Origin of the sequence: Tenacibaculum litopenaei, from assembly GCF_964514025.1 — a bacterium.
Lineage (GTDB): Bacteria > Bacteroidota > Bacteroidia > Flavobacteriales > Flavobacteriaceae > Polaribacter > Polaribacter litopenaei.
The window spans coordinates 1-24,745 of record NZ_CAZEQT010000010.1 but is presented as its reverse complement, the minus strand read 5'-3'; the positions used below and the strand labels follow the sequence as shown (position 1 = coordinate 24,745).

39 protein-coding genes are annotated in these 24,745 nt (G+C 34.0%); 5 read left to right on the top strand and 34 right to left on the bottom strand.

Annotation, left to right across the window (positions count from 1 at the left end; genetic code table 11):
• The 28 genes from ACKTS5_RS20370 to ACKTS5_RS20235 all read right to left on the bottom strand — a co-directional run.
• A partial coding sequence (locus ACKTS5_RS20370) for a glycoside hydrolase family 108 protein (RefSeq protein ID WP_408045738.1) occupies positions 1–558 on the bottom strand: 558 nt, incomplete at its 3' end.
• A 3-nt stretch (positions 559–561) separates the two neighbouring features.
• Entirely contained in the window at positions 562–1,047 is a 486-nt protein-coding gene (locus ACKTS5_RS20365) for a hypothetical protein (RefSeq protein ID WP_408045737.1), read from the bottom strand.
• A gap of 2 nt (positions 1,048–1,049) precedes the next feature.
• On the bottom strand, positions 1,050–1,571 hold the full coding sequence (locus ACKTS5_RS20360; RefSeq protein WP_408045736.1) for a hypothetical protein: 522 nt from the start codon (positions 1,569–1,571) through the stop codon (positions 1,050–1,052).
• The gene (locus ACKTS5_RS20355) at positions 1,537–1,872 is read right to left on the bottom strand and encodes a hypothetical protein (RefSeq protein ID WP_408045735.1); all 336 of its coding nucleotides are present in this window, start codon (positions 1,870–1,872) and stop codon (positions 1,537–1,539) included. The genes ACKTS5_RS20360 and ACKTS5_RS20355 overlap by 35 nt, the downstream gene beginning before the upstream one ends.
• Complete coding sequence (locus tag ACKTS5_RS20350) at positions 1,872–2,384, bottom strand: hypothetical protein (protein ID WP_408045734.1); 513 nt, start codon at positions 2,382–2,384, stop codon at positions 1,872–1,874. The genes ACKTS5_RS20355 and ACKTS5_RS20350 overlap by 1 nt, the downstream gene beginning before the upstream one ends.
• Positions 2,385–2,401: 17 nt before the next feature.
• Complete coding sequence (locus ACKTS5_RS20345; RefSeq protein ID WP_408045733.1) at positions 2,402–2,977, bottom strand: hypothetical protein; 576 nt, start codon at positions 2,975–2,977, stop codon at positions 2,402–2,404.
• Positions 2,978–2,991: 14 nt separating this feature from the next.
• Complete coding sequence (locus ACKTS5_RS20340) at positions 2,992–3,165, bottom strand: hypothetical protein (RefSeq protein ID WP_408045732.1); 174 nt, start codon at positions 3,163–3,165, stop codon at positions 2,992–2,994.
• Complete coding sequence (locus ACKTS5_RS20335; RefSeq protein ID WP_408045731.1) at positions 3,158–4,060, bottom strand: hypothetical protein; 903 nt, start codon at positions 4,058–4,060, stop codon at positions 3,158–3,160. Before ACKTS5_RS20335 ends, ACKTS5_RS20340 begins: the two co-directional genes overlap by 8 nt.
• Positions 4,053–4,364, bottom strand: coding sequence for a hypothetical protein (locus ACKTS5_RS20330; protein WP_408045730.1), 312 nt, complete (start codon positions 4,362–4,364; stop codon positions 4,053–4,055). The genes ACKTS5_RS20335 and ACKTS5_RS20330 overlap by 8 nt, the downstream gene beginning before the upstream one ends.
• Positions 4,358–4,837: a hypothetical protein gene (locus tag ACKTS5_RS20325; RefSeq protein WP_408045729.1), complete on the bottom strand. Its 480-nt coding sequence runs from the start codon at positions 4,835–4,837 to the stop codon at positions 4,358–4,360. Before ACKTS5_RS20325 ends, ACKTS5_RS20330 begins: the two co-directional genes overlap by 7 nt.
• Positions 4,838–4,891: 54 nt before the next feature.
• A complete protein-coding gene (locus ACKTS5_RS20320; RefSeq protein WP_408045728.1) occupies positions 4,892–5,485 on the bottom strand; it encodes a hypothetical protein in 594 nt (197 codons plus the stop codon).
• Between the two features lie 47 nt (positions 5,486–5,532).
• Positions 5,533–5,943, bottom strand: a complete 411-nt coding sequence (locus ACKTS5_RS20315) for a hypothetical protein (protein WP_408045727.1) — start codon at positions 5,941–5,943, stop codon at positions 5,533–5,535.
• Between the two features lie 2 nt (positions 5,944–5,945).
• Entirely contained in the window at positions 5,946–6,482 is a 537-nt protein-coding gene (locus tag ACKTS5_RS20310; protein WP_408045726.1) for a hypothetical protein, read from the bottom strand.
• A gap of 11 nt (positions 6,483–6,493) precedes the next feature.
• The gene (locus tag ACKTS5_RS20305) at positions 6,494–7,213 is read right to left on the bottom strand and encodes a hypothetical protein (RefSeq protein ID WP_408045725.1); all 720 of its coding nucleotides are present in this window, start codon (positions 7,211–7,213) and stop codon (positions 6,494–6,496) included.
• A 1-nt stretch (position 7,214) separates the two neighbouring features.
• A complete protein-coding gene (locus ACKTS5_RS20300; protein WP_408045724.1) occupies positions 7,215–8,795 on the bottom strand; it encodes a hypothetical protein in 1,581 nt (526 codons plus the stop codon).
• 112 nt (positions 8,796–8,907) lie between these two features.
• Complete coding sequence (locus ACKTS5_RS20295; RefSeq protein ID WP_408045723.1) at positions 8,908–9,057, bottom strand: hypothetical protein; 150 nt, start codon at positions 9,055–9,057, stop codon at positions 8,908–8,910.
• Positions 9,058–9,215: 158 nt separating this feature from the next.
• The gene (locus ACKTS5_RS20290) at positions 9,216–9,827 is read right to left on the bottom strand and encodes a hypothetical protein (RefSeq protein ID WP_408045722.1); all 612 of its coding nucleotides are present in this window, start codon (positions 9,825–9,827) and stop codon (positions 9,216–9,218) included.
• Between the two features lie 13 nt (positions 9,828–9,840).
• Entirely contained in the window at positions 9,841–9,996 is a 156-nt protein-coding gene (locus ACKTS5_RS20285) for a hypothetical protein (protein WP_408045721.1), read from the bottom strand.
• A gap of 572 nt (positions 9,997–10,568) precedes the next feature.
• Positions 10,569–10,751, bottom strand: coding sequence for a hypothetical protein (locus tag ACKTS5_RS20280; protein WP_408045720.1), 183 nt, complete (start codon positions 10,749–10,751; stop codon positions 10,569–10,571).
• A 152-nt stretch (positions 10,752–10,903) separates the two neighbouring features.
• The gene (locus ACKTS5_RS20275; protein ID WP_408045719.1) at positions 10,904–11,254 is read right to left on the bottom strand and encodes a hypothetical protein; all 351 of its coding nucleotides are present in this window, start codon (positions 11,252–11,254) and stop codon (positions 10,904–10,906) included.
• Positions 11,255–11,262: 8 nt separating this feature from the next.
• The gene (locus tag ACKTS5_RS20270) at positions 11,263–11,790 is read right to left on the bottom strand and encodes a hypothetical protein (protein WP_408045718.1); all 528 of its coding nucleotides are present in this window, start codon (positions 11,788–11,790) and stop codon (positions 11,263–11,265) included.
• A gap of 5 nt (positions 11,791–11,795) precedes the next feature.
• Positions 11,796–12,059: a hypothetical protein gene (locus tag ACKTS5_RS20265; protein WP_408045717.1), complete on the bottom strand. Its 264-nt coding sequence runs from the start codon at positions 12,057–12,059 to the stop codon at positions 11,796–11,798.
• 12 nt (positions 12,060–12,071) lie between these two features.
• On the bottom strand, positions 12,072–12,359 hold the full coding sequence (locus ACKTS5_RS20260; RefSeq protein WP_408045716.1) for a hypothetical protein: 288 nt from the start codon (positions 12,357–12,359) through the stop codon (positions 12,072–12,074).
• Between the two features lie 79 nt (positions 12,360–12,438).
• Entirely contained in the window at positions 12,439–12,747 is a 309-nt protein-coding gene (locus ACKTS5_RS20255) for a hypothetical protein (RefSeq protein WP_408045715.1), read from the bottom strand.
• Positions 12,748–12,829: 82 nt separating this feature from the next.
• Positions 12,830–13,234, bottom strand: coding sequence for a hypothetical protein (locus ACKTS5_RS20250; protein ID WP_408045714.1), 405 nt, complete (start codon positions 13,232–13,234; stop codon positions 12,830–12,832).
• Between the two features lie 107 nt (positions 13,235–13,341).
• Positions 13,342–13,680, bottom strand: a complete 339-nt coding sequence (locus ACKTS5_RS20245) for a hypothetical protein (RefSeq protein WP_408045713.1) — start codon at positions 13,678–13,680, stop codon at positions 13,342–13,344.
• Positions 13,681–13,683: 3 nt separating this feature from the next.
• Positions 13,684–15,276 (bottom strand): hypothetical protein, encoded by a 1,593-nt coding sequence (locus tag ACKTS5_RS20240; protein WP_408045712.1) that lies wholly within the window; start codon positions 15,274–15,276, stop codon positions 13,684–13,686.
• A gap of 434 nt (positions 15,277–15,710) precedes the next feature.
• A complete protein-coding gene (locus ACKTS5_RS20235) occupies positions 15,711–16,007 on the bottom strand; it encodes a hypothetical protein (protein ID WP_408045711.1) in 297 nt (98 codons plus the stop codon).
• Between the two features lie 493 nt (positions 16,008–16,500).
• Here ACKTS5_RS20235 and ACKTS5_RS20230 point away from each other — a divergent pair, with 493 nt between their 5' ends.
• On the top strand, positions 16,501–16,929 hold the full coding sequence (locus ACKTS5_RS20230) for a helix-turn-helix domain-containing protein (protein ID WP_408045710.1): 429 nt from the start codon (positions 16,501–16,503) through the stop codon (positions 16,927–16,929).
• A gap of 15 nt (positions 16,930–16,944) precedes the next feature.
• Here ACKTS5_RS20230 and ACKTS5_RS20225 read toward each other — a convergent pair whose 3' ends face one another.
• The 6 genes from ACKTS5_RS20225 to ACKTS5_RS20200 all read right to left on the bottom strand — a co-directional run bounded on the left by ACKTS5_RS20225 (position 16,945) and on the right by ACKTS5_RS20200 (position 21,001).
• Positions 16,945–17,223: a hypothetical protein gene (locus ACKTS5_RS20225; RefSeq protein WP_408045709.1), complete on the bottom strand. Its 279-nt coding sequence runs from the start codon at positions 17,221–17,223 to the stop codon at positions 16,945–16,947.
• 2 nt (positions 17,224–17,225) lie between these two features.
• Complete coding sequence (locus ACKTS5_RS20220) at positions 17,226–17,936, bottom strand: hypothetical protein (protein WP_408045708.1); 711 nt, start codon at positions 17,934–17,936, stop codon at positions 17,226–17,228.
• Positions 17,908–18,078 carry a hypothetical protein gene (locus tag ACKTS5_RS20215; protein WP_408045707.1) on the bottom strand — a complete coding sequence of 57 codons (171 nt, stop codon included), beginning with the start codon at positions 18,076–18,078 and terminating at the stop codon, positions 17,908–17,910. The genes ACKTS5_RS20220 and ACKTS5_RS20215 overlap by 29 nt, the downstream gene beginning before the upstream one ends.
• A 717-nt stretch (positions 18,079–18,795) precedes the next feature.
• A complete protein-coding gene (locus ACKTS5_RS20210; protein ID WP_408045706.1) occupies positions 18,796–19,944 on the bottom strand; it encodes a hypothetical protein in 1,149 nt (382 codons plus the stop codon).
• A 62-nt stretch (positions 19,945–20,006) separates the two neighbouring features.
• Positions 20,007–20,249, bottom strand: a complete 243-nt coding sequence (locus ACKTS5_RS20205; protein ID WP_408045705.1) for a hypothetical protein — start codon at positions 20,247–20,249, stop codon at positions 20,007–20,009.
• Positions 20,249–21,001 carry a ParA family protein gene (locus ACKTS5_RS20200; RefSeq protein ID WP_408045704.1) on the bottom strand — a complete coding sequence of 251 codons (753 nt, stop codon included), beginning with the start codon at positions 20,999–21,001 and terminating at the stop codon, positions 20,249–20,251. Before ACKTS5_RS20200 ends, ACKTS5_RS20205 begins: the two co-directional genes overlap by 1 nt.
• Positions 21,002–21,447: 446 nt before the next feature.
• On the opposite strand from ACKTS5_RS20200, the gene ACKTS5_RS20195 reads away from it, so the two are divergent.
• The 4 genes from ACKTS5_RS20195 to ACKTS5_RS20180 all read left to right on the top strand — a co-directional run bounded on the left by ACKTS5_RS20195 (position 21,448) and on the right by ACKTS5_RS20180 (position 24,370).
• A complete protein-coding gene (locus ACKTS5_RS20195; RefSeq protein ID WP_408045703.1) occupies positions 21,448–22,359 on the top strand; it encodes a hypothetical protein in 912 nt (303 codons plus the stop codon).
• Positions 22,360–22,632: 273 nt separating this feature from the next.
• The gene (locus ACKTS5_RS20190) at positions 22,633–23,592 is read left to right on the top strand and encodes an SDH family Clp fold serine proteinase (protein ID WP_408045702.1); all 960 of its coding nucleotides are present in this window, start codon (positions 22,633–22,635) and stop codon (positions 23,590–23,592) included.
• A 9-nt stretch (positions 23,593–23,601) separates the two neighbouring features.
• Positions 23,602–23,796 (top strand): hypothetical protein, encoded by a 195-nt coding sequence (locus ACKTS5_RS20185; protein WP_408045701.1) that lies wholly within the window; start codon positions 23,602–23,604, stop codon positions 23,794–23,796.
• 319 nt (positions 23,797–24,115) lie between these two features.
• Complete coding sequence (locus tag ACKTS5_RS20180) at positions 24,116–24,370, top strand: hypothetical protein (RefSeq protein ID WP_408045700.1); 255 nt, start codon at positions 24,116–24,118, stop codon at positions 24,368–24,370.
• Positions 24,371–24,745 lie beyond the last annotated feature (375 nt).

The following is a 24,745-nucleotide window of genomic DNA, read 5'->3' as shown; positions in this document are numbered from 1 at the left end:
TTTTTTTTTGATTTCGATACCAAATTTTTTTCCTAGAGCTTGCACTCTTCGCTCCCAAATTCTACCCCAACTGCTATAGTTCCTTTTGGTTTTATAATCCTCCAGGCGTGCCAAGGAAAAGGCCTGGAAAAGCTCTTTTTCATTTACTGAATTCATAGCTGCCAATGTCTGGCGACCTACTTTACCATCCACTAAAAGAGTTTTATGAAAGGCCGTATTCAAGGTTATCTGCATTACTTTTCCTGCCGTGCTAACCCCGGCGTTAATCGCATGATCGGCCAAGGTCTCAGCAACCGCTTGGCTGTCGATATTATCGGCTTTTACCTTGTCCCAAAATTCATTTTTAAATAAGATATGCGCCTCTTGTTTACTAATAGCTTTCATATCTTCCACCGACGGGGCCATCCCTCTAACAGCCTCATAGAATTTAGCCGAAATCCCATGATTTGTACCTACTCGCTGCCCCAGAGAATTGTAGTTTCCTGGATCTGATTTTAAATTTTGATATCCTCCTTCTGCCTCTTCAATAGAGGACTTAAATAATTCATAGCTTGCCATGTTCTAAAATTTAATGGTTGTGATTTTCCCTAGTATTGAGAGTTCTAACTCGAATCGGAAACGCTTTAAAAGCTCCTGCTCATTTTGGCCTCCAAGCTGATCCAGGAGATACTGCGCTCCGGTTAAGGATTCGACTTCTAAATGCACCGGGGGAAGATCGAAGTGCCCGCCTTGGGGAATCTGAATTTTTGTAGTGTTAAGATTTGAATACGCCAGGAGCTTCCCCGAGGACTTCTCATACATTCTAAGCACTGTTGCCTTGACAAATCCCGTGTTAATTTTCAAATCCGAGCTCGTCGGGTTAATTGCTCTGAGATACACGTCCATGGAAATTTTTTTGAATGAGAATTTAAAGCGTTTTACCCCTCTTAATTGAAATTCAAGCTGATCAACGACATGTTCTATTTTATCCTTCTTATCTATGGCCCATAACGCCCCTATTACTCCTGTAATGGCTAGTCCTGTAAAAATTACCGTGGTTTTTCCCATAGCTAGAGTATTTTTAATTTAGTCAGCGTGTAAACACCTGCCAAGCTGATCAGATAAAGCCATACAAACCAAGAAGGAATCCGGTATTTAACAACCTCAATTTCTTGCTTATGTATAGCGACTTTGGATTTTACTTTTGATAACGAATCGATCTTTTTATGCAAACTATTCTCTGTTTGACCCACCTTGCTCCTTATTTGCAATCCCTGGTGTTTTGTATCGTATTTTAATAGGTAGGAATTCGCCCCGCTTTTCTTATATGTTCTGAAGTTTTTAAATCGATTGGTAATAATACTATCCAAATACATATCACCCGTTGCCAAAGGAATAAACATGGTATCATCTATCGATTGGTTAATGGTGGTTAATTGGGTAGTTACTACGTTCCTTGCTATGGTATCCTTTTCTTTTTCGTAGTCTGTCTTCAGATTGCTTTTGCTAGCACTGCAACCAAAAAATATCATCAAACAAATAAGTAGCACTACCCGACTAACTAACTTGTATATTGCCGTATTTCTTTTCATAATTTTCTATCACTTTTTTTTGTTTCTCGATAATCTGTGCAAGCCTCTTATTTTGCTGCTCAACCAGTTCTAAGGATTTCAGAAATCTATTTTCCTGAGATATGTAATCCTTTTTCAACTTTTCCAACATCTCGTCCTTGATATTGAACTCCAATTGGTAGGTTTCAAGCATTTTCTGCTTGGCCAAGTATTCAGATTCTCGGAGTTTAATTCTTTTGCTCTTAAGCCCTACCAAATACGAAAAAATGGCACTTATCACAGGAAGGATAATGTGCCAATTACTAACAATAAATTGCTCCATTAACTTGCCGATTTTTGATCATCTGCACTCGCGTACACAAGGCCAAATACTGTAGCGAGCCCCAATAAAGCAAGCCCTGATTTATAGGACTTCTTTTTAGCTCCCACAGTGACTTCATCAAGCTCCTCTGATTGCTCGTTTAGTACTACCTTATCCGTAAGATCAGATGCCACTATCTCAATACTTCCATACCCTACATGAGTAATACGCAACATATCGCTTGGTCTGGCCGGAATGTAGAATTTACCATGCTCGTCAGTGGCCGTCTTTTCGCCATTGGTTAAATTTTCAATATGCGCCTGGGTTTTGAAAATCTTCCCCGTCACACTGTCAAACACAGTAGCTCCGTATTTAGTAGGTTTCTTTTGATTGTTATAATCAATAGGTGCATACTTGGTTGTTCTGCTGCTTGCCAATTGGCAGCCGCATTTTCTTTCTTTTGGACTCAAGCTATTCGCACTAATCATAGCAACGTTCCCAGGGCATGCAAGCCCATAAATTGGATTACTCATTTCTTTTTCTTTTTTGGTTAAAACGCCATTCCAGCGCTTTCAATTCTACTTTTTACTACTTGATATACCTTCCCGTCAGAAGGTTTAATTTCCTTTCTAAGCCAATACACTAAATCCCTTGGGTAGTAATCATCAAAATGTCTTAAAAACCCTTTTGGGGGTGAGTTATAGCCGTTGTAATCTCGATAATCAAATACCTTGTAAACAAGTTTAAAATCATCGGCCGTCTTTAGTTTGTTAAAAACGCCAAGAACCGCGGGTTCGTCAGTGCCCCATAAAGGCTCTTTGGCATTACAAGCATCCAATAACACCTGCGCAAATTGCTTGGCCTGCTCAATACTGATAGTTGTTCGAGATGGATTAATTTTTACATCTACTCCCACTACATCTACTTTATCATCAAAGGCTTCTGTTACTCCGGTTTTAAAGGATTGATAAACCTTATAACCAACAAAACCAAGCACAATGGCCCCGGAAACATAGAGTAGCTCCTTTTTGTTATCGGCTATAAAATCTCCCGTCTTTTTAACCGCTTTTGTAGCGGTTTCTTTGGTTGCAATTTTCCCTACTTTTTTCGACGTTTTCTTTTTCATAGCAGTTTCTTTTTTTAGCTAAACTTATCTAACATTCCAGTTAGAATACCGTACTTCAATGGGCTTTCAAAATATTCGATAGCTTTTGGGTTATCGGATAATTTGGCTACTCGTATCAGTACATCATCCGGTAGTTTGGTAAGTGTACTAATTGCTTGTTCTTTTGTCTTTATATCTGTTTTAGGCATTTTCTCTTTTTTTAATTAGCGTTACGATGGAGTCGATAAAATCCTTCTCCCAATTGTTGATAACATAAAGTAATAGCTCGGTTTGCTTATCGCTAAACTCGTCCGCCTGGATTGATTGAACCGTCATTTTTTTAATTGCCGACATTTCAATCTCTGGTGCGGCTAAAGTGGCTGTAGTAGCTCCTTGTTTGGCGCTAAACATGTCCATTAATTTTGGCAATGCAGCTCCTAAGGTTTCAGAAATTGCAGCCCCTCCCTTGGTATCGAGGAAAGAAGTTTTTTCCATTTCAAGCTTCTTTATATCAATAGCATGCTCTTTTTGGATTGTCTTTAAATCAAGTTTTAATTCAAACACTTCTCGATTTAAATTTCTGTTTTGTTCTCTGAGATCCTTCAGCTTCTCTTCTAAATCCTCAGCCCTTCGCTTATGGTCAGAACTTCGTTGAGATTCCACAAGATGGCCTATCATTTCCGGGGCGGCCAAGGCGTTGTATCCTTGAATAGTAGCACCGGCTAATACTGGCGGGGCCATGTGTTGAGAATGGTTTACACTACTCGCTGAAGTTGCAACGGTACCAGGGGTTGGATTATTCATAATTGGTAATTCTTGAGTGATTTTATCGACAATGTTATAGGTGTATTTTCCTTGTTTTTCGTAAACTCTTACGAGTTCAAAATCCACCTGGCCGGTAAATCCCTTCTCGGGTAATTTCTCTAAAAAATTATCAACACCAGAAAACCGCTGCGCAATGTCATTTAGGGTAAAAGCAAATTTATGTTTGCTTCCTGATCCTTTGGTGAGCTTCATTTTCTTTTCCTTGAGTACAGATACTCGAATGGCATTATTCGAATTAGCGAGTAGGTGTTGAGTTACTATTTTAGATAAATTATTCATTGGCGTATAACATTCTGATGATGGCTTTCTTAGGTTGTTCTTTTACTAGAGTTTCTTTTGGCTCTTGAAATTTAAATCGGAAAATTCCGTGGGTCATTGGCACTTGTGAAGTGATTTTGAAACTAGATAAATCCTCCCGGATAAATAGTTCTGTATCCTTATCTAAAAGAGGCATACTTTCTTTAGGTACAATTACCTCAAATTGATAGATGCCACATTTATGATCTTCTAAATCCTTGGAAATATCAATTACAAAATCCGCTTCTCTTGTGGTAGTTACAAAGCTTGCCGTTGGATTTAACATTCGCACTTAGTTTGTTCGATTCTAAAAACAAACTCCCCGCAAATAGGCTTATTACCAATAGTTTCAAATTCAATTTTCACCGTTGAATCACTTTTATTATCCATGTGAATATTCTTGAATCCTGGTAGATGCCCTCCCGACTTATGTCGAAAATCACTGATATCGGTAACCTCTGTTATCTCTCTGTTCTGCGAGTCAGAAATTCTAATATCTGTCTGACCATAAAAAGCAGGGCCTTGGGGAATCGGTGCGCTCTGCCCGCCTTCTCCTGGAGTCGTTGGTCTGCTCGGAATTAATGGTACATTGTAATCGTTATAGGTAACTCCTACCACCACTCCCGCAGGAATCGTAGTTTTTTCATATCCTTTTAGATACTTTTCAAATGGTGAACTAGGATTATTTCTATCCACTTGACGACTCTTAGCATCTAAAAGCTTTTCATTTACTTTTACTCTGTGATATACTGTTAACATTCGTTTTTGGATTTTTAAATCCTAGCCTAAGAATTAGGCTAGGATAGGTTGGAATTATCTACGTTGGTATGACTCGTAGCCTCGGAACTTTACCGAGACAAAAATTGCCTTTCCATCACCTACTGAAGGAGCTGCAACTTCATCCGGGAATTCCAATTCCACCTCAATTACCTTCTGAGGAATAAGCATGATTAAATCTAAATCACGATACTCGCTGAACTCTTGCTTTCCGTTCAAAATTGATGAAATAGGCAAGCGCATTAAAATTTCGTTGTTTTGTCTTAAAACCAAATTGGCAAATTGAAATGCCTGCGCTTGAGCTTTGGTAATTCCTGTTGCATAATCCACGTTATAGGGTTTAGCTCCTTTATCCCCAATAGCAGCATGGAAAGAGACTCCATCCAAGGCAAAGGCGCGACCTTGATCCAATTTATTCCCATCGAAATTAGTCACCCCTACAACGTTATCACTACCTGACTGTAATAACGATTGCTTTCCTCCTGCAATGGATACTAATTTGTTAACGTAGAGCTCAGAAGCCATTGGCTTGATCTGATCTCCATTTTGAAAAATTGCTTTTTTGTTATGGGTATCTTGAAAAAACGTCATCGCTCTTAACATTCCTTCTTTGTTTGCTAAATAATTCATTCTGCTTAATTTTTATTTTTGTGTTTTACTTTATTTTTTGGTCTTTTTTACATGGTAAAGGAAACATCCTGGTGTGCCACATCGATAGTTTCTTGAAAGAAATCTTCAGTCACATAGCCCATGCGGAAATCCACCTGCACGGGATCGTTATAGCTTCCTGGACTACCTAAAGCTGATTTGACTAATTTGTTTTCCTTTGTTTTTTCACTTAAACCTTCCTTGATCATCGCGAAAGCCTGTGTAGCAGCCACACCTGTGGCCAAATCCTGGGCAAAGGCTTTTGAGGTTGATTTTCTCCCTGCATACGCCGCTCCCAACAAACCAGCAAGAATTAGTGAACCTCGTTTTAAATAGTTGTTTTTGATCGGCAAATGCTCTGCCGCTACATTTGAACCTGCCGCACCTACGGTCATGGCAAATGTTTTTACCAAAGAATCTTGGATATCTTTCTTTTTCATATTTAGTTATTTTTGCTTTTACTACTGTTTATCATGTAGATACCACCTCCTAACAACACTAACACCCCCACACCGATACCGACATACATTAAAGTATTATCCTTCTTGGCCGGCGGGTTTTGTTGTTGCTGCATCTGAGCTTGCATCATTTTTAATATTTCCGTGGTTGTTTTCTGTTGCGTCTCGGCTTGCTCTTTAAGCTTTGAAACAAGAATTGGAGTAATGTTTTCCTTTTGCCCTCCCTGGCCCTGGATATACACATCTTTTCCTTTTTTCGCTGCCTCAATTTGGGCCCAAGTCATACCTCCTTTTAATAAGGTATTGAGTAACCCATTTAGATTGAATCCATCGAAGAACCCACCCCCTGAAGTACTTCCTGATCCTGTATTAGATGCTGAAGAACCGGCTCCAGAAGTGCCTCCTCCTCCGAAATTAAAATCAGGCATATCTACTGTTATTCCTGTACCTCCGTTAAAGCTACTTCCCGATAATCCGGTAGTACTTTCTTCCAACATGAGGCGTTTTATCATTGTATTCATAGGTAAATTTTTTAAGCGGCTACTTTCTTAACACTAGCCTTTTTAGTTTTCTTTTTCTCTTTTCTCAAGTACAAAACTCCGGCCGTAGCCAACAATACACCACCTACTATCCAGGGCGCATTTTCTTTGAGCTTCTCTTTTAGATCTGTTTTACCGGCCTCCTTCTTCTCCTGGTTGGTGATTGCCGCCTGTTTACGCTCATTATCACGTTGCAACTTGTAGGCTTCAATTTTGATTTTAATTTGATTGATTTGCCCCTTTATTTGCTCTATTCGCTGTTTGTTCTTGGTAATGAGCTCTCCTGCTGTCTTAATTCCTTCGGTTTGCTGCTTATTGAGTGTATTTAAAGCTCCTCGAACTTTTCCTAAATGCTGCTCGGCTGATCGTAAAGATTCCTCGGCTTTTTTTCTTCGTGAAACTGCACCGTTACACCAAGCACCTAAACCGGTAATATCCGCTCCAATGGCTAGGGCAATTGCCTTTTCTTTCTCTAAATCTCGTTGGTGTTCCTTGATCTCGGCATCCAGTCTGGCCACTTCTTTTTTTAAACTTGCCCATTCTGCGGCCTGTTTTCCCTTTTTCAAGGCTTCTAACTTTCTGTTTTCAGCGTGATAGGCATTCCAAATACCGTCAGCTTTTCGCTGCAAATCATCTGCTATCCCGTTTGAAGGACAGAAGCCATCAAACCAACCGTTAAGCGTGGGATTTTCTTCTCCAATTGTTACATACATTTTATTCTTCTTTTTCTGTGTTACTACTAGCAATTAATAGCAAGGCTATAGCCGTTAATCCTATCCCTGCATACATTTTGTTTTTTTTGCGCTTTTTTGCGTTTTCATTTTCCGCTACCTCTTTGTTAAATCGTTCCTGGTAGGCCTTGAGTGATTGCAAATTCGCTTGATAGTTAATTTTTGCTCGATCGGTTAGAAATTTCAAATACTTATCATCAAACTTTAACCATACCTGACGCATGGCATCATGGATAGGCTGCTCGGAGTAGTAGAGCATTTCTCCTCCTAAATAATACTTTGCTCTTAGGGCAAGAGCTTTGTTTAGTAAAGGCGTAATTTCAGTCTTATAGCCTTGCTCTCTTCCGTCGTTGTAAGTGTTTTTTAAATGGTGAATATTCTGTGATAACCAGGTATTCGGTTCCTCTTTAAATGGAAATATTGGAGATACTGGATATGAGTTCTTTTGGGATTTTACAGTAATAAATCGATATTCTGCAACAATGGGGTTTGAGGCATTCTTTACCACAAAATAAAGAGTTCGCTCGCCTACATGGGCACTTCTGCTAAATTCGCGTACCTCTAAATGAGGATAACTCTTCTTAAAATTGATAAAGTAGATATCCACTACCTTTTTAACCTCGGTAACGTATTTTAAAGCACTAGCCAAGGTTTGCGCAATACACTCATCACGCTGAGAAAATGCTGTCTCATTTTCCAGGTGTGCGATACCTAAATCCAACTCCTTGAAAATATTGTTGAAAATATGCTCGATACGCACATCATTATTAATACTGATGGCATGCTCCAAATTGGTCAGCATCTTATTCAAAGGGGCTAGTAAATCCCGCTTTAACTTCATCTGAACCACAGGAGCGTCGAATTCCGCATCTCCACACCCCATAAGTTCATTGAGTAGTCCTTTGATAAGCAAATCGGTAATTACCGAAATTACCTTAACCGCAGAATTTGTCAATGCCCCCACTATAGAAGCTCCTAACGTCTCTGAAGCATTCGCACTCATGAAAACATCATCCTTCTTGGTATAGTTAACTTCCTGGCTAACATTATGAATGATAGTACCATCAATGACATAGTACCCTTTCGATAAATCGAAGTTTTTTTGGTCTTTAGTTACAATCACATACACATGAGAATAACCCTTGCCCGCTTGTTGCTCTACCCGCCTTAGACTGTGCGACACCCCCAAGTTTAAAAGCACTGTACTGGCAAATATGCTATAGGATTTGCAATCTATCCCCTGATGTCTACTCGACCATGAGCATGCAGGGCTACGGAGTTTCTGCTTATAACCATCTATTTTATATTGAAAATGGTTGTACAAAAAACTATGAAGCTCCTTACATAATTGTTGTAAGGGAAGATTGGAAAATACCTCTTGAGCAAGGGTTTGTGTGTGATGTTTATATTTTTTTGCCCAAAGGGCCATTTGATCAATAGCCTCTTTGGTATCTCCAGTAGCTAATAAAGTACTAGAGCAATCACTAAAAGGCATTAAATGATCATACTTAATGCCTGGTTTTAGTGGTCTATGTAATAGTGTATTTATCTCTTCTGGACTCAATTCTTTTGCTTTTGAGTGACAATATTAAGTCCAGTTTATTTGGGAGTGTAACTTTAATACAAGTTATTCATTTTAAGATACTTTAAGTGAGTTTAAAGTACTTTAAATCACTTTATGAGTGCTGTTTTTTTTCTTCCAGGTAGAAAAATTCTTGAAGATCGTTATCAATGATAAACTTCTTAACCTCGTTAACTTTAAAATTTTTCACATACCGGGCTTTCTTGAAGTCTATTTTCCTGTTAAATGCTACAATTTCTGTCATCTCATTTTTCATTTCCATGAAAGAGCCTGGAATGTAATGGATAAAAAATTCATAGAACTTAGCTTTGCTTAGAAGTTCCTTAATCTTTATAAGGTCCAAAGTATTGTTAACTATTGTATTCATTTTATGATAAAAGGGGGTGGGGATTAAAGAAAAATTTACGAACCTACTGCAATAGCTTCATACGAGTAGCTTACTTGGCCATTGGCTGCATGCGTGTAATTTTTAACCGGGAGTTTAACATTGGCTGCATTACCCGACATTAAAATATAATCGATTTTTTTAGGTTCAGATTTGTGATAGTAATAGGTAAGGTTAATTCGTGCCTGGAAGCCGGTTCCCTGCACAAAATACTCTTCACTAGTTATCTTTCCTGTAGCATCTTTTTTGATAGGATTATTGGTGGTGTTGTGCTGCTTTACAAAGCTGTACATCTCTTCATAAGTAGTAATTTTATCAAAAAGTGATTTAAGATCAGGGGTAGTACTTTTTCCTGGTGCAGCGCCCTTAACACTAATTGAACTGGCAATGGCCTGCAATGCTGCCTGGATAGTAGTTTGGCGTTTACCGGTAATATAAATTCCCTCTTCCAAAGTAGCTGTAAAGGCATTTTTTTCATCGTTATAGATACCGGTAGTATTAACTATTAGTGCGTTTTTTTGATCTCTAGGATGCGCAAAAACAAAGACCTCTGGCAATATGGCTAAAAGCTCGTTGTTGTTGTTGTGAATTAGAATATTTCCGTTATTGGGGGATTGTGATATTTTCATAATAAATCTACTTTTAATTTATGTTTTTAGCCGTTTTAATGGCTTTTTGAACTCTTTTAATAGCTTCGTTTAATTCCTCTAGAGTAAGTTTTCTATCTAGCTGCCTATCGACCTTATTTAAGGTCAATAAAAGAGCACATTCTACGTTAAAAATATGTTCTTCATTCATTTTTTTGCGTTTTGCGTTTTCATTTTCGTTTTTACATTGATAGAGAAAGAAACCATTATAAAAGCTATAGTCATTGAGCAGTCATAAGGAGACGAATTCCTTTTTACTTAAAACTCTTTGGCTAAAAATTCTATGAAACCAGTTGTGACTTATTCGCAATGTACAGGAGACAAAAACAACACTCCTTTTTTGGTTCCTTTCTCTCAATATTTCAATGATCTTTTTGCGTTTTCATTTGCGTAAATGAGAACCTACTGTTATTTGAGTTCATGTTTTTTATTTATTGTCTCCTCTGGCCAGAATGATAAAATATGCCATTGACTGCATTCTGAACAAACTTTTTTAATTATGCTATTAGTCCAACCTATTGAGATATGAGTTAGAGGTTTATGTCCACAATTTAAACAAGAATGATCTTTGGTTTTAACGTGTTTTGACATTTCAATTCTATTCATGATTCTACAGTTATTTCATTTTTTTAAATCCAAAGTAGAATATCATTATCAAACCTATAATTGCCATTATCCCAATCAAAGTCGCCGCTAAATTGATTCCTATTTCTAATTTCATATCTACTGTTTTAATTTTAAAATTCCCTTCTCTAAATCTTTGATAGCAGATCTACAATTCATGATCGCTTTCGTTCTAAAATAATAACCTTGAGCATTTCTATCTTTATTTCTATTTTCCAAATCTCTCAATTGTTCCTTTTGGTCATTTAAAGCACTTTCAAGTATTAATACCGATATTTCCATAATTACACTAATTTTAATTTTTGTTCTAACAAATACATTCGTTCTATTAACTCTGAATGTTCCTTTGGACTATTCGATACATAATTCGGGCAATTGTCGTTTATCCACCAGAATAGCCTCCACCAATTTTTTGAATATCTCATGCTACGGTATTATTGATTAACGATTTTTAAACTTCTAGTGAAATCAGGATTTTGCTTATAAATGAGTCCATTTTCATCACAAAAAGCCATACCTCTATACTTATAACTATCTATTAGAATTTCATCTCCTAAGGAGATAAGAGAAGAACCATCGTTATATCTAAAATCACCATCAATTATAGGTTGAACCATTTCAGAAACTTGTTTGTCATTTAACCAAACTCCATTAGCTGCAAGTCTGTTTTCAAATAAAAAAGTTATTGAATTTGAACACTTCACATAAATAAATTCAAACCCATGAACTTCATTGGAAAAGGCGGCTACATACTTACCGTTTTCTTCATTACTTTGTACTTTCATAACTACTGTTAGTTTAGTTTTTTAGTATAGGTTTTATTACTTAAAGTCTCTTTAATTGCCGACATTCTCCAAATAGCTTGTTTCTCTTCAGTAGTAAGTGGCTTTCGATTCTTTAAATCCTCTTCTGTAGTTTCTTTAAATAATCTATGTTTTTGTACATAAGCATCTGTAAAATCCTTTAAAAACTGTTTTCTCTCTTTGTTGAAATTTTCTAAATGAAAATCGATTTGCTCTAATATTTGTATGTGTTCATAATCGGTTGCTTTTACAACAATCTCTTTATAGCTTCTTATGCTGTAAATATCAGTTCGTTCAGTAACTCTATAGATAATTTGCCTAATTAGTGTATTTGACATAGTAGTTGTATAAGGATAGTACCTCTCTTTTGGAGTTTCTGTATCTATATCTGAAATAGTAAGACCATGCTTCTCTAGCATTTTATTTAGCATCAATTCAGCATTAATTTTTTCCCCATCAACACCTCTTTTTGCTAGTTCATAGAGTTTAGATAGTTTTTCTTTTAGTTTTAATTCCATGATAACTACAGTTTATTTGGTTGTATATAAATCAAGTTTATCTCCTTACAGTTTTCAATAAAACCATTCTTTGTATTTTCCCATCCGTCATAACCGACTCCAGGACTACCTATTGAGTATTTGTTATTTAAACTCAATTTTACTTCAGCTATAACATTATATTTTCTTCCAGAGTTATACTGTTTTTCAATCCAACAAGGAACCCTAATTCCATTATTGATTAATTCCCATAAATTGGAATAATCATTTGATGTCGTAAATCCTTTCATTGTAACTACAGATTAATTAATATCAATATGTGTGATTAATTCATTTGAAGCATCAACATACTCTTCTTCAATTGTCTTAATTACTTTTCTAATAGCTTCTCCAGTTTTAAAAATTCCTTCTTTTTCACATAGCAGAATACAACATGCAGTTGCTCTAGCTAATAATTCTAAATGCTGCTTTGGATTATTTTCATCTAGTTTCAATTCAGGTCTTCTAAAAGATTTTTTAACTGGAAAAATTCTTATTGAATGATCTCCACGAGGATTTTCAATTGCTTCTATCTCTAAAATTACATTCATGAATTGCGTTTTTTTTGCGTTTTTTTGCGTAGCGGAAATGCTACAGTTAAATGAACGCCCCGAAGGGCATTCGGTTAGTTTAGGCCAATTGTTTACCTTCTACATTTCGCTTCTCACGATCTTCTGTTCTTTTTTCTAGCCACATCAAGCCTTCTTGAAGTTTTGTAATTACAATTGCATTTTCTCTACACGGGAATTTCCCTTGTAGATAATTCATTCTATTAATAAGCATTTTTAAAACTTCTTCATTGGTGGTACCATCATAGCGAGTTACCAATTGATCTCCTTCCGTTGTTGGCACTTTCTCAATAAATTGAATTTGTTGATTTGCTAAGTTGCTTTCAAATCCTTCTAATTCATATCTGTGTCCTGGTCTAATTACTTTCATTGTTTTATGATTTTGCGTTAATATTTGCGTTTTGTTGCGTAGCGGAAATGCTACAATTCCTTTAAAATTCTTATTCGTTTTACTAATCTTTCCAAAAGCTCAGGTAATGGCTAATTTTGTAGTGATTCAAGTACTCACTAACAACGCCGACTGCCGGATCAAAAACCTTTTTTTCATCGATCTTAATCACGAAGTGCCCCGAGGTATCCGGTTTCTCCATTCGCATTATACTGTGCGATGGAACCTCAGATATTTCAAAAGGCCCGGTAGCCATAAGAGTACGATATCCATTGTCTTGTAAAAATGATTTTAAATCCGGGTTTAGGTTCGTGTAATAAATGCGCCCTAAAGAGTTACATACCTCCTCCACCGTTTTACCTACGATCATCGCTAAACAAGTTTGTCCACATTGTACTGATCTGAATGGTTGAGGGATGAATTGAATTTTCCTGTTAACTTCTTTTTGCTCTAAACTGTAATTACTCATGCCTTGAATTGCGTTTTTTTGCGTTTATTTCTAGTTTTCAAAACTGTATTATTTAATCCCTGATTGATTAAAATGAATTTCGAAATAGTTTTAAAGATTTTGTTTTCTTACTTGTTCTTATCTAACTGATCTATTGCCTTTTGTACAGAAAATTTTTGATGTTCATCCGATATGCAAGCAATGTTATTTATCAGGATGGTTTTTAAGGCCCATACTTGGAAATAAAGCAGTGTAAATTGAAATTTTTCATTAGGTTTTATCTGAGATAATTTAATATCCAAGTTATTCCTTCGTGTATGGAATTTAGTTGCTAATAGCCTTCCAATAGAGATAACAACTTTTTGTTGTTCACTGAATTGATTGATATTAACGCGCACAAATTCCGCTAATAATTCATCTATTGCACAGATTTGATGGTAGTTAAATTTCAGTCTAATTTTATCCATTTTTTAAGCAAATTTGTTCTTATCTAATCTATGCCTTAGTACTTCCAAATAACGATGAGGGAGATTATTTTGAACATAGTTAAAAAGTTGTTTATGAGTGTATTGCCCGTTATTAAATTTATTTAATGCCTCCTCTAGTTTACGGCGTTTACGCTTATTTGCATTGTAATTCGCTTCTTTATTCTTTTTGGCTAATTGCTTTTTCTTCGCCAAATTTTTAAGCCAAAAACGACGCGTTCCAGCAAAACCGATTTCACAAGATTCGGTTCTATTTTTTTCGAAATAAAGACTAGGGAAAAGTGCCTTGATATCAGTGTTTTGCGCAAACCAGTTACGAGCCCAGTTAATTCTCCAACGATATTGTTTCAAATTCTCAATAAGCGCCTCTTTCGACTGAACTCTGACGAAAATTTGCTTTTTTATCTGGTTAATGGCGTTTTTCCAAGAACCGGCAAAAACAGTGTGATTCCTCCAAATTTTGGCAGCAGATTTTATAAAATCTTGAATTAATACTCTTTTGAAATCATCAAAAGAAATAGCTCCATAATTTGCCACTCTCTCCAGGTATGAATAAGGCAAAGGTGTGTAGTAGTTGTATTGGCCATCAGCTAATTTTTGCGCCAATTTCTTTTCATCTTCAATCCTACTTAAAAAATTCTCAGTTAGCACTACATGTCCTTTGTTTTGAGTGCTTTTGGTAGATTTTTTCAGAAATCCGGGCAGTATTTTTTGAATTTCGGCGGGCCCTGGTGAATTCTTTTCATCCTGAGAATTTTTCAAAGCCGGACGCGCGCAGGGCGTAGAGACCGCCTCCGTTCGCTGAAAATTTTCTTTTAAAAATTTTCCATAAAATTCCTTTGCAACGTAATTCTCGGGTTTCGAACCGGATTTATTTAGATCTGTGCTTTTTGCACAGTCCCTTATTTTATTTAATTTTAAATTTATATAATCTAGTTCCCTATTATCATGCAAACTTTTCTTAATAGAGGTATTAAAACCTTTAAAATTAGGGGTTTGGGATTTTGGAGGGTTACCGTCCAGGATAACCAAAATATTTCGATTAAAATTTACTTGAATCGGCTGTTTCGAATTAATTTTCTTATAATTAACTAATATACCCGCCTCACGAAGCCTTTTTACATGGTTTTTAGCCGTTCTTTTTACAAAATCGAACCTAGGTATACCATTCATCGTATGATCCGCTAAATTCTTCTGATTTAACCTCAATTTTGGTAGCGAATTTTTGAGAGTACTCGTTGGTCTATTCAAAACTCGCAAATATGCGTTTCGTTCTCTGAGCTGAGAAGTATAAAAATGTACCAAGACCTGAAAAGTTAATTCTATAGCGGTAATAACTTTAGCTACTCTTCTCTTTGGGAGGATGGGATCTTTTTTATTTTCTAATTCTACGACTTTGTTGTACTCCCAAACAAATAGAGAATTGTTAGCCTTAATAAACTCCATTTTGCGTTTTTTTTGCGCTTCAGTCAGGCTATAGTGATTGATCACCTGGGTTTGGTTATAGTCTCGTATTTCTTGATTAATTTTTTCGGCTTGCTTGTTGTATTGATATACATAAGCCCTGTAGTTATCCATGGTGGCCTTGATGGCCTTGGTATCTAAATACGGATAGTTAATGTAGGAATAGTACTTCGTATCGTTGTAAATATTCCCTTTTTTAAGAAGTATCAATCCATGGGCGTTATTAAATTCTTCCACCGCCTGGTTATACTGACCATCGGTTAGTCTATTTCTTTGGGCCGTATCGTTAAAATTCTTAATAGCATGCTGCGCTATCGGGGTAAGGGGATTGTTATCCAAAAACTCCGAAACCTTTTGATTATAAAGTCCAATTTCGGATAAAGTTTTTGCGTTTTTTTGCGTTTTTTTTGCGGAAATTTTTGTATCTTTGATCATATCTAAAAGGATATTAATTGCACCAATTATAGTGCATGATATTTTGATAAAATCCAGGATTAAATCCTGATAGTAAAAGTGGTAGGGTCTCAAATCTGACCACTTTCTTTTTTTTATGACGCTTTGTTAAAATCATGTTGATGAATTGTAGCAGCACTTTTGAATAAGTAATCTTGAAATATCTTCTTCATTTCTAGGTGTGAATACAGCTTATAATTTTGATTAAGCCTATCCTTACCTAAATACTTTAAGAACTGATCAAAGACCGCCTTTTCACAGGTAATTAAATATTCAAACCCTTTGTTTAAAATGTTTTTTGAGTCATTTAATGAGAATACATTACTGGACTCATTGAAGAAAACAACAATAGTGTTGCAGGATATTTTATTAGAAATCTGACCTTTTCCCATACTAATTGATTTTTATAATTAGCTAGTAAAAAAAGGAGGCGAAAAGGTACCCCTTCTTGCACCTTTAAGCCCCCCGCGTTAACTAACCAACTAGCTATTCTGTTTTTTTTGCGTTTTTTGCGCTTTTACAACAACGAGAACCAGGGAAGGATTTTGCTAATACTAAAAGGGAATTATGAACATTCTACTAGACACAAAACTTTCTATTTAAGGGGGATTGTTTGTAAATCTTCCCTGGTTATTACTCAAATTGTTAAAGAACTTACAAGCAGCTTACCTATTTTTGATAATGGGTCAGATTTCATTGAATAAAGTACTGGTAAGCTGCTGCTGTAAAATAAATGCTTATGATCTATTTAGATTTTTAATCTTTATCTTCATGACCAATTATCTATATTGATATTTTTTTAATTGTATATTTGTGAATATACGATCAAATATACAGATTTTATCTGTTTTATTACATATTTTTTCTGCAAAAAAAACTTTCACAATGAAAAAAGACTTTATTCAACTAAATATCAACTACTTAGTTACTAAGGAAAAACTTAGTAAAGATGCCTTTGGGAAGTTATTTGGTTTAAATAGGGGAGCTATAAGTAGTTATATTGAAGGTAAGGCTAAGCCAAAGTTGGATACATTACAGAAAATTTCTGAACATTTTAAATTAACTTTAGATCAAATAGTAAATATTAACCTTGAAGAAAAGGCAATAACTTTAACAAGTTCATCAGATCTAAATCTACAAGACGAACATACTTTAACAGAAAAAGAATTGATGATTGTTCGTGATGCAGTACTACTTCATGAAGAAGAACTAATGAAAGATAAAGTATTTAAAAAGTGGCTAGATCTTCAACTTCTCACAAGGGAAAATGAAGTATTACGAGAAGTTAAACTAAAATTAGGGCCTAAAAAATAGCTTACATATAACGACTTAGACAAGGCCCAGATCTAACCTTATTTCGTTATTTTGATTGATTCCTGTAGTCAAATTTCCATCAATCAAATTCATATTTCTTATTCTCAAAAGAGTTCTTTTGAAATTATACCTAAGCTCTGTAAAAGAACTTTCTTTTGTTTGTGTAATAACTTGAAAATCTTTTATCAATCTCTCAAATTTAACAAGGGTCTCATCCAGTGATTTTTCATTTCTTTCGTACTGCTTAACTAACAAGGTTAATTCTTTTTTCAAATCTGATATACTTCTTTTCATAATTACCCTACTATTGTTTTATTCAAATCATCTATAAAGTTCAATCCAGTGCGTATGAATTCTTCTGTATCTTCGTCCTTCTGTTTTTGTACTGATTTCAAATAATTAAAATATCTGAGTCCAGAATATACAATCAAAGTCGTAATAATAGCTACGCATACTAAAGAATAACCATAAACTCTATTAGGAAAATCTGTTCTTACTAAAAGAGCTTGTAAAACCCAAAATGAAGAAACGAACACAAATCCAATACCTATAGTGATATATAATCTTTTTTTCATAATTGCTACTCCCTGATTGACTAGCATAAAACTTAAGAAAAAAATAGTTAATACGAGTGAAAAAACTGGAAGGCCTATAGCATATAAGAAATATCTAAAAGAAGAGTACCCCATAAAAGAATACTCCTCTTTTAATTTTTTCTTCATCTTATGATAATTTTTCAGATTAACTGATTTTTCAGTTAATATTTCCTGATAACGATCACTATACTCATGAATACTTATTTCACCTTCTTTTAAGGCCGACAATAGTTTTTCATTGGCTGCATTTGAACTATTAATAATTCTGTTATACTTTTTATAATGAGTTTTATATGGTTGCCAATTTTGAAGTTTAGAGAATCCCATGTGTAAAAAAGGAAAAGCCAGAATTACAATAAAAAATAGTCCAACAAATATAGATTTAATTATTTCCTTCTTGCTGTTCATCATCGTCATCTCCGACTTCGGTGTGGTCGATAAGTTGCAGTTCTCTTGTATCATTATTTTTTTCTAAATCTTCTAAACTAGTGTCTGTACATCCAACACATAAAACACTAACAACAACAACTAATCCAATTAATAATTTTTTCATCTTACTTTGTTTTTTAATTTTAAAAAAAACAAAAGTAAAATTCTCAAATTATCTTAGGTAATTTTAATCTACTCTATATTAGAATTATAGAAGTTTTAATTGTTAGATCGAATTTGACAACTTTTTCAATCAAAAATACAAAATAACCTAATACGTTATACCTAAAATTAATTGAAAAAGCTCAAAATGAGCTGCTATGCTATTAGCGCGTAAAAAAACAATTATTTTTTTACAAAAAAAATACCTAGTACCCCTATAAATGAACTAAGGGTTTTCCCTGAGTAGGCATTAATTTATTTACAAAAAAATTCCTCCCTGGTGAATTTTTTCATTCGGATAATTTTTTAAAGCCGGACGCGCGCAGGGCGTATACACCGATTTCGTTCGCTGAAAATTTTCCTAAAAAATTTTCGATAAAATACCTTTGAGCTTTTTTGTCTTACTTTTAAAGAAAAAAGTAAGTTTAGTTTGATTTTCAGAGTATTGGATAGCATTTATTTGTTTTCTAATTATTAATTTCTTTAGAAGGTGACTGTCAAAACAGTTCTTAAATAGTTAATTATCTATAATTCAGTGTGTTAATCTGCTGCACATGCTTTGTAAGTGACCAATTAAACAGCCCTAAAATTGAAAAGTGACTCTCTAAACAGTCCTTAATGGAGTAAAGTGACTCTCTAAACAGTCCTTAATGGAGTAAAGTGACTACCTAAACAGTCCTTATTCAAAACATTTTTTTACTTCTTCAGAACTTTTACAAGCGCCAAGCTTTACAAAAAATTGCTTCGCTAAATTCTCTATGTTGGTGTTTTTGTGTACTTTCTGATTAAGGGAATATGTACTTATGTAGGTAGCAATTTTTAAATCGGTATCGATTTTATTATTAATTAACCAATGTAAGAATTCTACCTGTGTAGTATTACCCTGTTGATTAAAATATAAATCCTTAAGATTCTTCCTTAAGTGTTTTAGAAAAACCTCTCTAAGTACATTTCTGTTGATTTCTTTAATCTCAGATATATCGATTAAATTCCATGTTACATAGGGTACATAGGCCCATCTCTGTCCTTCCCCTTTATCCCAACCAAATTTAATACCCGGTATTTCCTTTTCTAGCTCTCCTTCAAATTTTTTAAAAATGGTGTTAAGCCTTCGCTTCTGATACTTTATTTCTAACTTATTCGATATATTAAAAAACTGGAGAAGATCTTCTAACTTCCATCGAAATTTATTTATCTGTTTAATCCTATATGTTTGATAGATATTGCATATAGTTAGATAGAAATCTTCAGTCTTGTTTTTCTTAAATTGAATATACTTTTGAAAATTCGTTTGTAAAAAAAACTTACGAAGGTTTCGCTCAAAGGTTTCATCTAACTTATATTTAAAAAATATTTTTGTGTTCCTTCCTAAATTTGTCTTTTGAAAGTGTAGTTGAACTTCTCTAACCAGGATAAAATTTTTAATTCCTATATACTGATGATTATCCAGAGTACTACCCTTAAAATTCTCATAAAGTGGCAAAGTATTTAATATATAAAAGGCATTCTCTAGGTAAGAATCCCATACCCTATAAGTTGAAAATCTTCCTTCTTGTTCTTCTTTTTTATATAGCTCTTCAGCAGACACATTGGAGTCTTGTATTTGTTTTGGATTTGGGTGTTTTTTGAAAAGAGTATCTTTATCTATCTTCATTTTCTTTGCAAATGCATGCGGATCTAATACTCCATACCCGAACAAATCAACTTGGTAGGAATAAGAAAAATATATCAATAAAGACTTAATTATTATTTGTGTCTGTCGATCTTCATACTTATGAAACTCTAACACATTGTAGGCTATATTCTTATCTATTCTCAACTTATCCATTAGATACATTTTATATATATTATACTTTATATTCTCTATATACTTTATATATATTATATATATTATATATCTAATTTAGATTCATTTTCTTTTGCATATTCTATCAAGATATCTTGAGCTAAATTCTTAAAATTTCTCTTTCGCCTATCTCTGTTTCTATCCAACGCAGCAAGACTAGATATTATGTCCACAGCATCTTCTGGAAGATCAAGTACTTTCTTAATAACATCCTTTTTTTCTACATTAACCTCTTCCTTCTTTTTTGAGGCATTCTTCCTTCCTGGTAATAAATTTTCTAAGCTCATTATAATCCGTTTTTAACTCTATTTATTATTTCTTTTGTAAGAGAGACATAATCTATTGCCCCATGTGATTTTGAATCATATTCTAATATTGGTTTCTGTTCATCTTGCGAAGCAGCAATAGTAGTATTAATCCTGATTTTTGTATTAAAAAAAGCGCGCTCCCATCCTTTCTCCTCAATTTGCTTTAAAATTTTAGTTGCTAGCTTCAATCTCTTATCATACTTTGTAATCAACAATCCTAAAATATTAATATCTGGATTTATCATTTCCTTTATAGATGTAGTAAACTCAATCATCGAACTAACACCTGACATAGAAAATGCAGAAGCTTCAACTGGTATAATAACATAATCAGAAGCGCTAAGAGCATTAATAGTAACCAAATTTAAACTTGGAGGACAATCTATAAAGACATAATCATATAACTCCCTAAATTCATTTAATTGTTTTTTTAGGATTAATTCTCTAGCAAACTCATTTTGTATAATTAGATCAGCTCCTGCAAAGTCTCCTGTTGATGGTATAATATCAAGGTTTTTTCTAACATTTATAGGTTTCACTGACTTTCTTTTAAACAAGTCATACACAGAAATTGATGGTTCAGTTATACCAAATGAATTTGATAAATTACTTTGCGAATCGCAATCTATGATGAGGACTTTAGCTTTTTTTGATAAACAATAAGCTACATTTATGGTAGTAGTAGTCTTTCCTACTCCTCCTTTGTTGTTCATTAAGCATATAGTATTCATTATATATATGATATATTTAATATTATTAAAATATTTATACTTTTTCTAACGACCTCTATTTATAAATAAAGGATTAAATACATCTCAAATATACAAAACATATCAAAAACACAAAGAATATTTTATACATTAAAAATAATAAATATATTATATATATGAAATATATTAAGAAACTAATATACTCTACACATAAACAAAACTTGCAGAAATGCTTCTTTCCACATATCTAAAAATATGTGGAGCATTAGAATTACACCCATTTCTAGTTCCAAAAGAAATAGATAGAACTGAATTCGAAAGAATTTTCTTTAACTAAAAAAACTGTAGGTTCTCCGGTACCTTAAAAACGGAAAAGTTCTTTGACATAATTGTGGTAAGTAAGAGTTTATTTTATTAGTTTTGAAGATGTTAGCTATAAAGAAACATTAACCACTAAATATCAGATTATGAAAAAAATCATTTTTATATTATGTTTTTCAATTTTATTTGGATGTAAATCTGCAATAAAAATACCTAAAGCCAAGACTCTCGGAGAAGAAAATACAAGCTATTCCTATATACCAATAGATCCATTGCCTATTACAACAATGGAAGGAAGGAGCTGTTATGGAACAAAAGACGATAACTTTGAACCTTTAAAAAAGGCATTACCAGATCAAGCTGTTAGACTAGCATCGGTTCAAATAAATGGTAGCGCTTCTGGGTCTTTTGGCCCTGCAACTGTAGGGTATGAAAATAACCAATACAAAGTTGTTTTAGATTATATCAGTGTGGATGCCACTCAGATCCCATTGAGTGTTATCAAAGAAATTCCCGATGCTGGTGGGAAACATCATAAAGTTCCCCTTTATTCTGATACTTCTGGAAAAGATGCACATTATATTATATCAAGAGCTAGCGCCGATTATCTTATGAAAGAAGACGATGCCAAACCTCATTCCGACAAAGGTGATTTAGTTATTTTACCAGTATATATAGGTGTTGGTCTTCGGTTAACAGCTACTGTTTTCGTGTCAAAAGGTGCAGGAACGGTAAATCTTTCAAGTTTAGTATCAATTGCATCTGAAGCTGAAGCGGGTAAATTGACAGGAACATTGACTGTTCAAACTTTAGGGATAACAGGGGAAAAAGTATCGTCTTCTCTACCTTTACCGAGCGAAATAAATCCAACAACCATACAAAATGCTATTTTATCTTTAGGTTCTATAAAAGCTATAATTCATGATAAGAACACTTATTTAAAACCAAGGGTTGTTGGTGTTTATAATACAATTGGAGGAGGTAAAGAGGTTATAAATGGTATTATTACGGCTTTGGCCCAAAAGCCAATTCCATGGTATCGACCATGTGAGAAATAGTTATGAACTTTCAACAAAATAATCTAAAAAGAAATGTGACATTGTAGTCTTTCAATTAGGATCGATGTTGCATAATAAATTACTTATCACAAGAGCTTCAAATTGAAGCTCTTTTTTATTGTCAAAGATTTTGTTTAACGGCATCGAAGGATGTCATTTTAATTGTAGGTTCTCCGACACCTTAAAAACGGAAAAGTTCTTTGACATAATTGTGGTAAGGTGTTTTATATTTGTATAATAGCACTTAAATACATCTTTTAAACACCAATTTGGATGTATAACGATGTATTTTATGCGTATATAAACAAGTTAGCATACATACAAAAAAACAACTATATTAGTCAAATGAAACCAATTTTTGATTCTACAATTCATTCAATTTTAAATGAAAGATTAGATCTTTTAGAAAAACATTTTAAATCTGATGTAATTTTTTACTTTGCTCCAATCGCTAATGGACTAGTAAAGCCATTTAGAGATATCATTGAGAACTTAAAAGCAGATGAAACTGAAAATGACAGTTTATCTATAATTCTAAATACCCCTGGCGGTTCAGTAGAAGTTGTTGAACAGTTAGTAAATATTGTTCGACACCACTACTCTGAAGTTAATTTTATAGTTCCAGATGCTGCATATTCGGCAGGAACAATTTTCTGTATGTCGGGTAATAATATTTTTATGGATTACAGTTCGTCATTAGGACCTATAGACCCTCAAGTAGAAGTTCAAGCCCCTAACGGAGGTACTCAATGGATACCGGCATTAGGTTATTTAGATAAAGTAAACGAGTTAATTGAAAAATCTGCAAAAAGAACAATGACGCAAGCTGAATTGATTATGCTTCAAAAACAAGATTTAGCAATGCTACGTAGATATGAACAAGCAAAAGAATTAACTGTTGCATTATTAAAGAAATGGTTGGTTAAATATAAATTTGCTACTTGGACAACTCACAACACGACTCCTGGACTGATAGGGACTCCTGTTACTAATGAGCAAAAAGAAACTCGAGCACAAGAAATAGCACACTTATTGAGTGAAAACAGTGAGTGGCATTCACACGGTCGTTCTATAAACATTGAAACACTTAAAAGTAAATTGAAACTTAAAATAGAGGACTACTCTAAAGACAATACAAGAATGAAATTAATAAGAGGTTATAATGACCTCGTTACAGAATACATACGAAAGAACAATATTGATGCGTTTATGCATTCAAGAAATTTTATTTAAATTTGCATTATGGAACCAACAATTGATAAAAAAGTTACTGACGTTATTGAAAGAGAAAATCAAAAATTGTCAGCCGAACAAAGAAACTATCAAAAAGTAGTTTCTGACATAGAAAAAATTACGGGAAATCAGTCGGACAATTACATAATTGCTCCTAAAGATACTATAGGAAAAAGTGTTCGTTTCAATATCGGAAGAAGATAAGTACGTATGCTAACAAAGTATAAAAATAATAGCGGCTTCGGTGTTCAATCGAAGTCGCTTTTTTGTTTACAAAGTTGTTCTTAAAACGAAAGAAAAAAAATCTAAACCGCTACTATTCTTATACAAACCGTTAGTAAAACATATCATCTTACCACAAAGCACCTTAATTAAGGTGTTTTTTTATGTCCAAGAGTTTAGTAATCGAATTATAAAATAAGAGTAGGATCACTGATACATAAAAACAAAAAAGCAAATTCGTCTATATTAGTGAATAATATGAAATCTTATATTTGGATTTCTAACCAAAAATATACATAATATGGCAGCAGGAATCGCTTTTAAGGATATAGATAACATGGAATTTCAATATTTCGCAGAGTACACTAAGGATGTTGAGGATACATTAAATAAATACTCCTTTGATTTTAAAGATCTTACTACTACTCAAGTAGTAACCTCAATAAGTAAAGACGATTTAATAAAAGATGGATATAAGGAAAACCAAGGGTTAATTTTGAGGTTAGTAAATGAGTATATCACGAAAAATGGAAATAAACGCTTTGATCTACTCTAAAAATCTAATACTCCCCAAAAAGCAAAAAATGTCCCAAATAAGCGGGCGTTTTTTGCTTTTTGGGGAGTGGTTTTGTTGCTTTCAATTTCCAACGGTAAATAGACAGCGTACTTAAAAAGTGTAAGTTTTGTTGGGTAAAATGGGGCGAAGTTGTTTTTTGGGGGTGCTGCGGCCTTTAAAACCGGGGGATTTCTTGGAATCATAACTCTTTTTATGTTAAATAGAACCATAAAAGACCTCCTTTAAGATACGAAATTAATCCCGAATCCAAACACTAGAAAATCAAAGATTATTTCGGGGTTGTTATATTTTTCGAAATATTGAAAACTATAATTTTTTAATTCCGAAAATCTATTTGCTTTTCTAAAAAAAAAA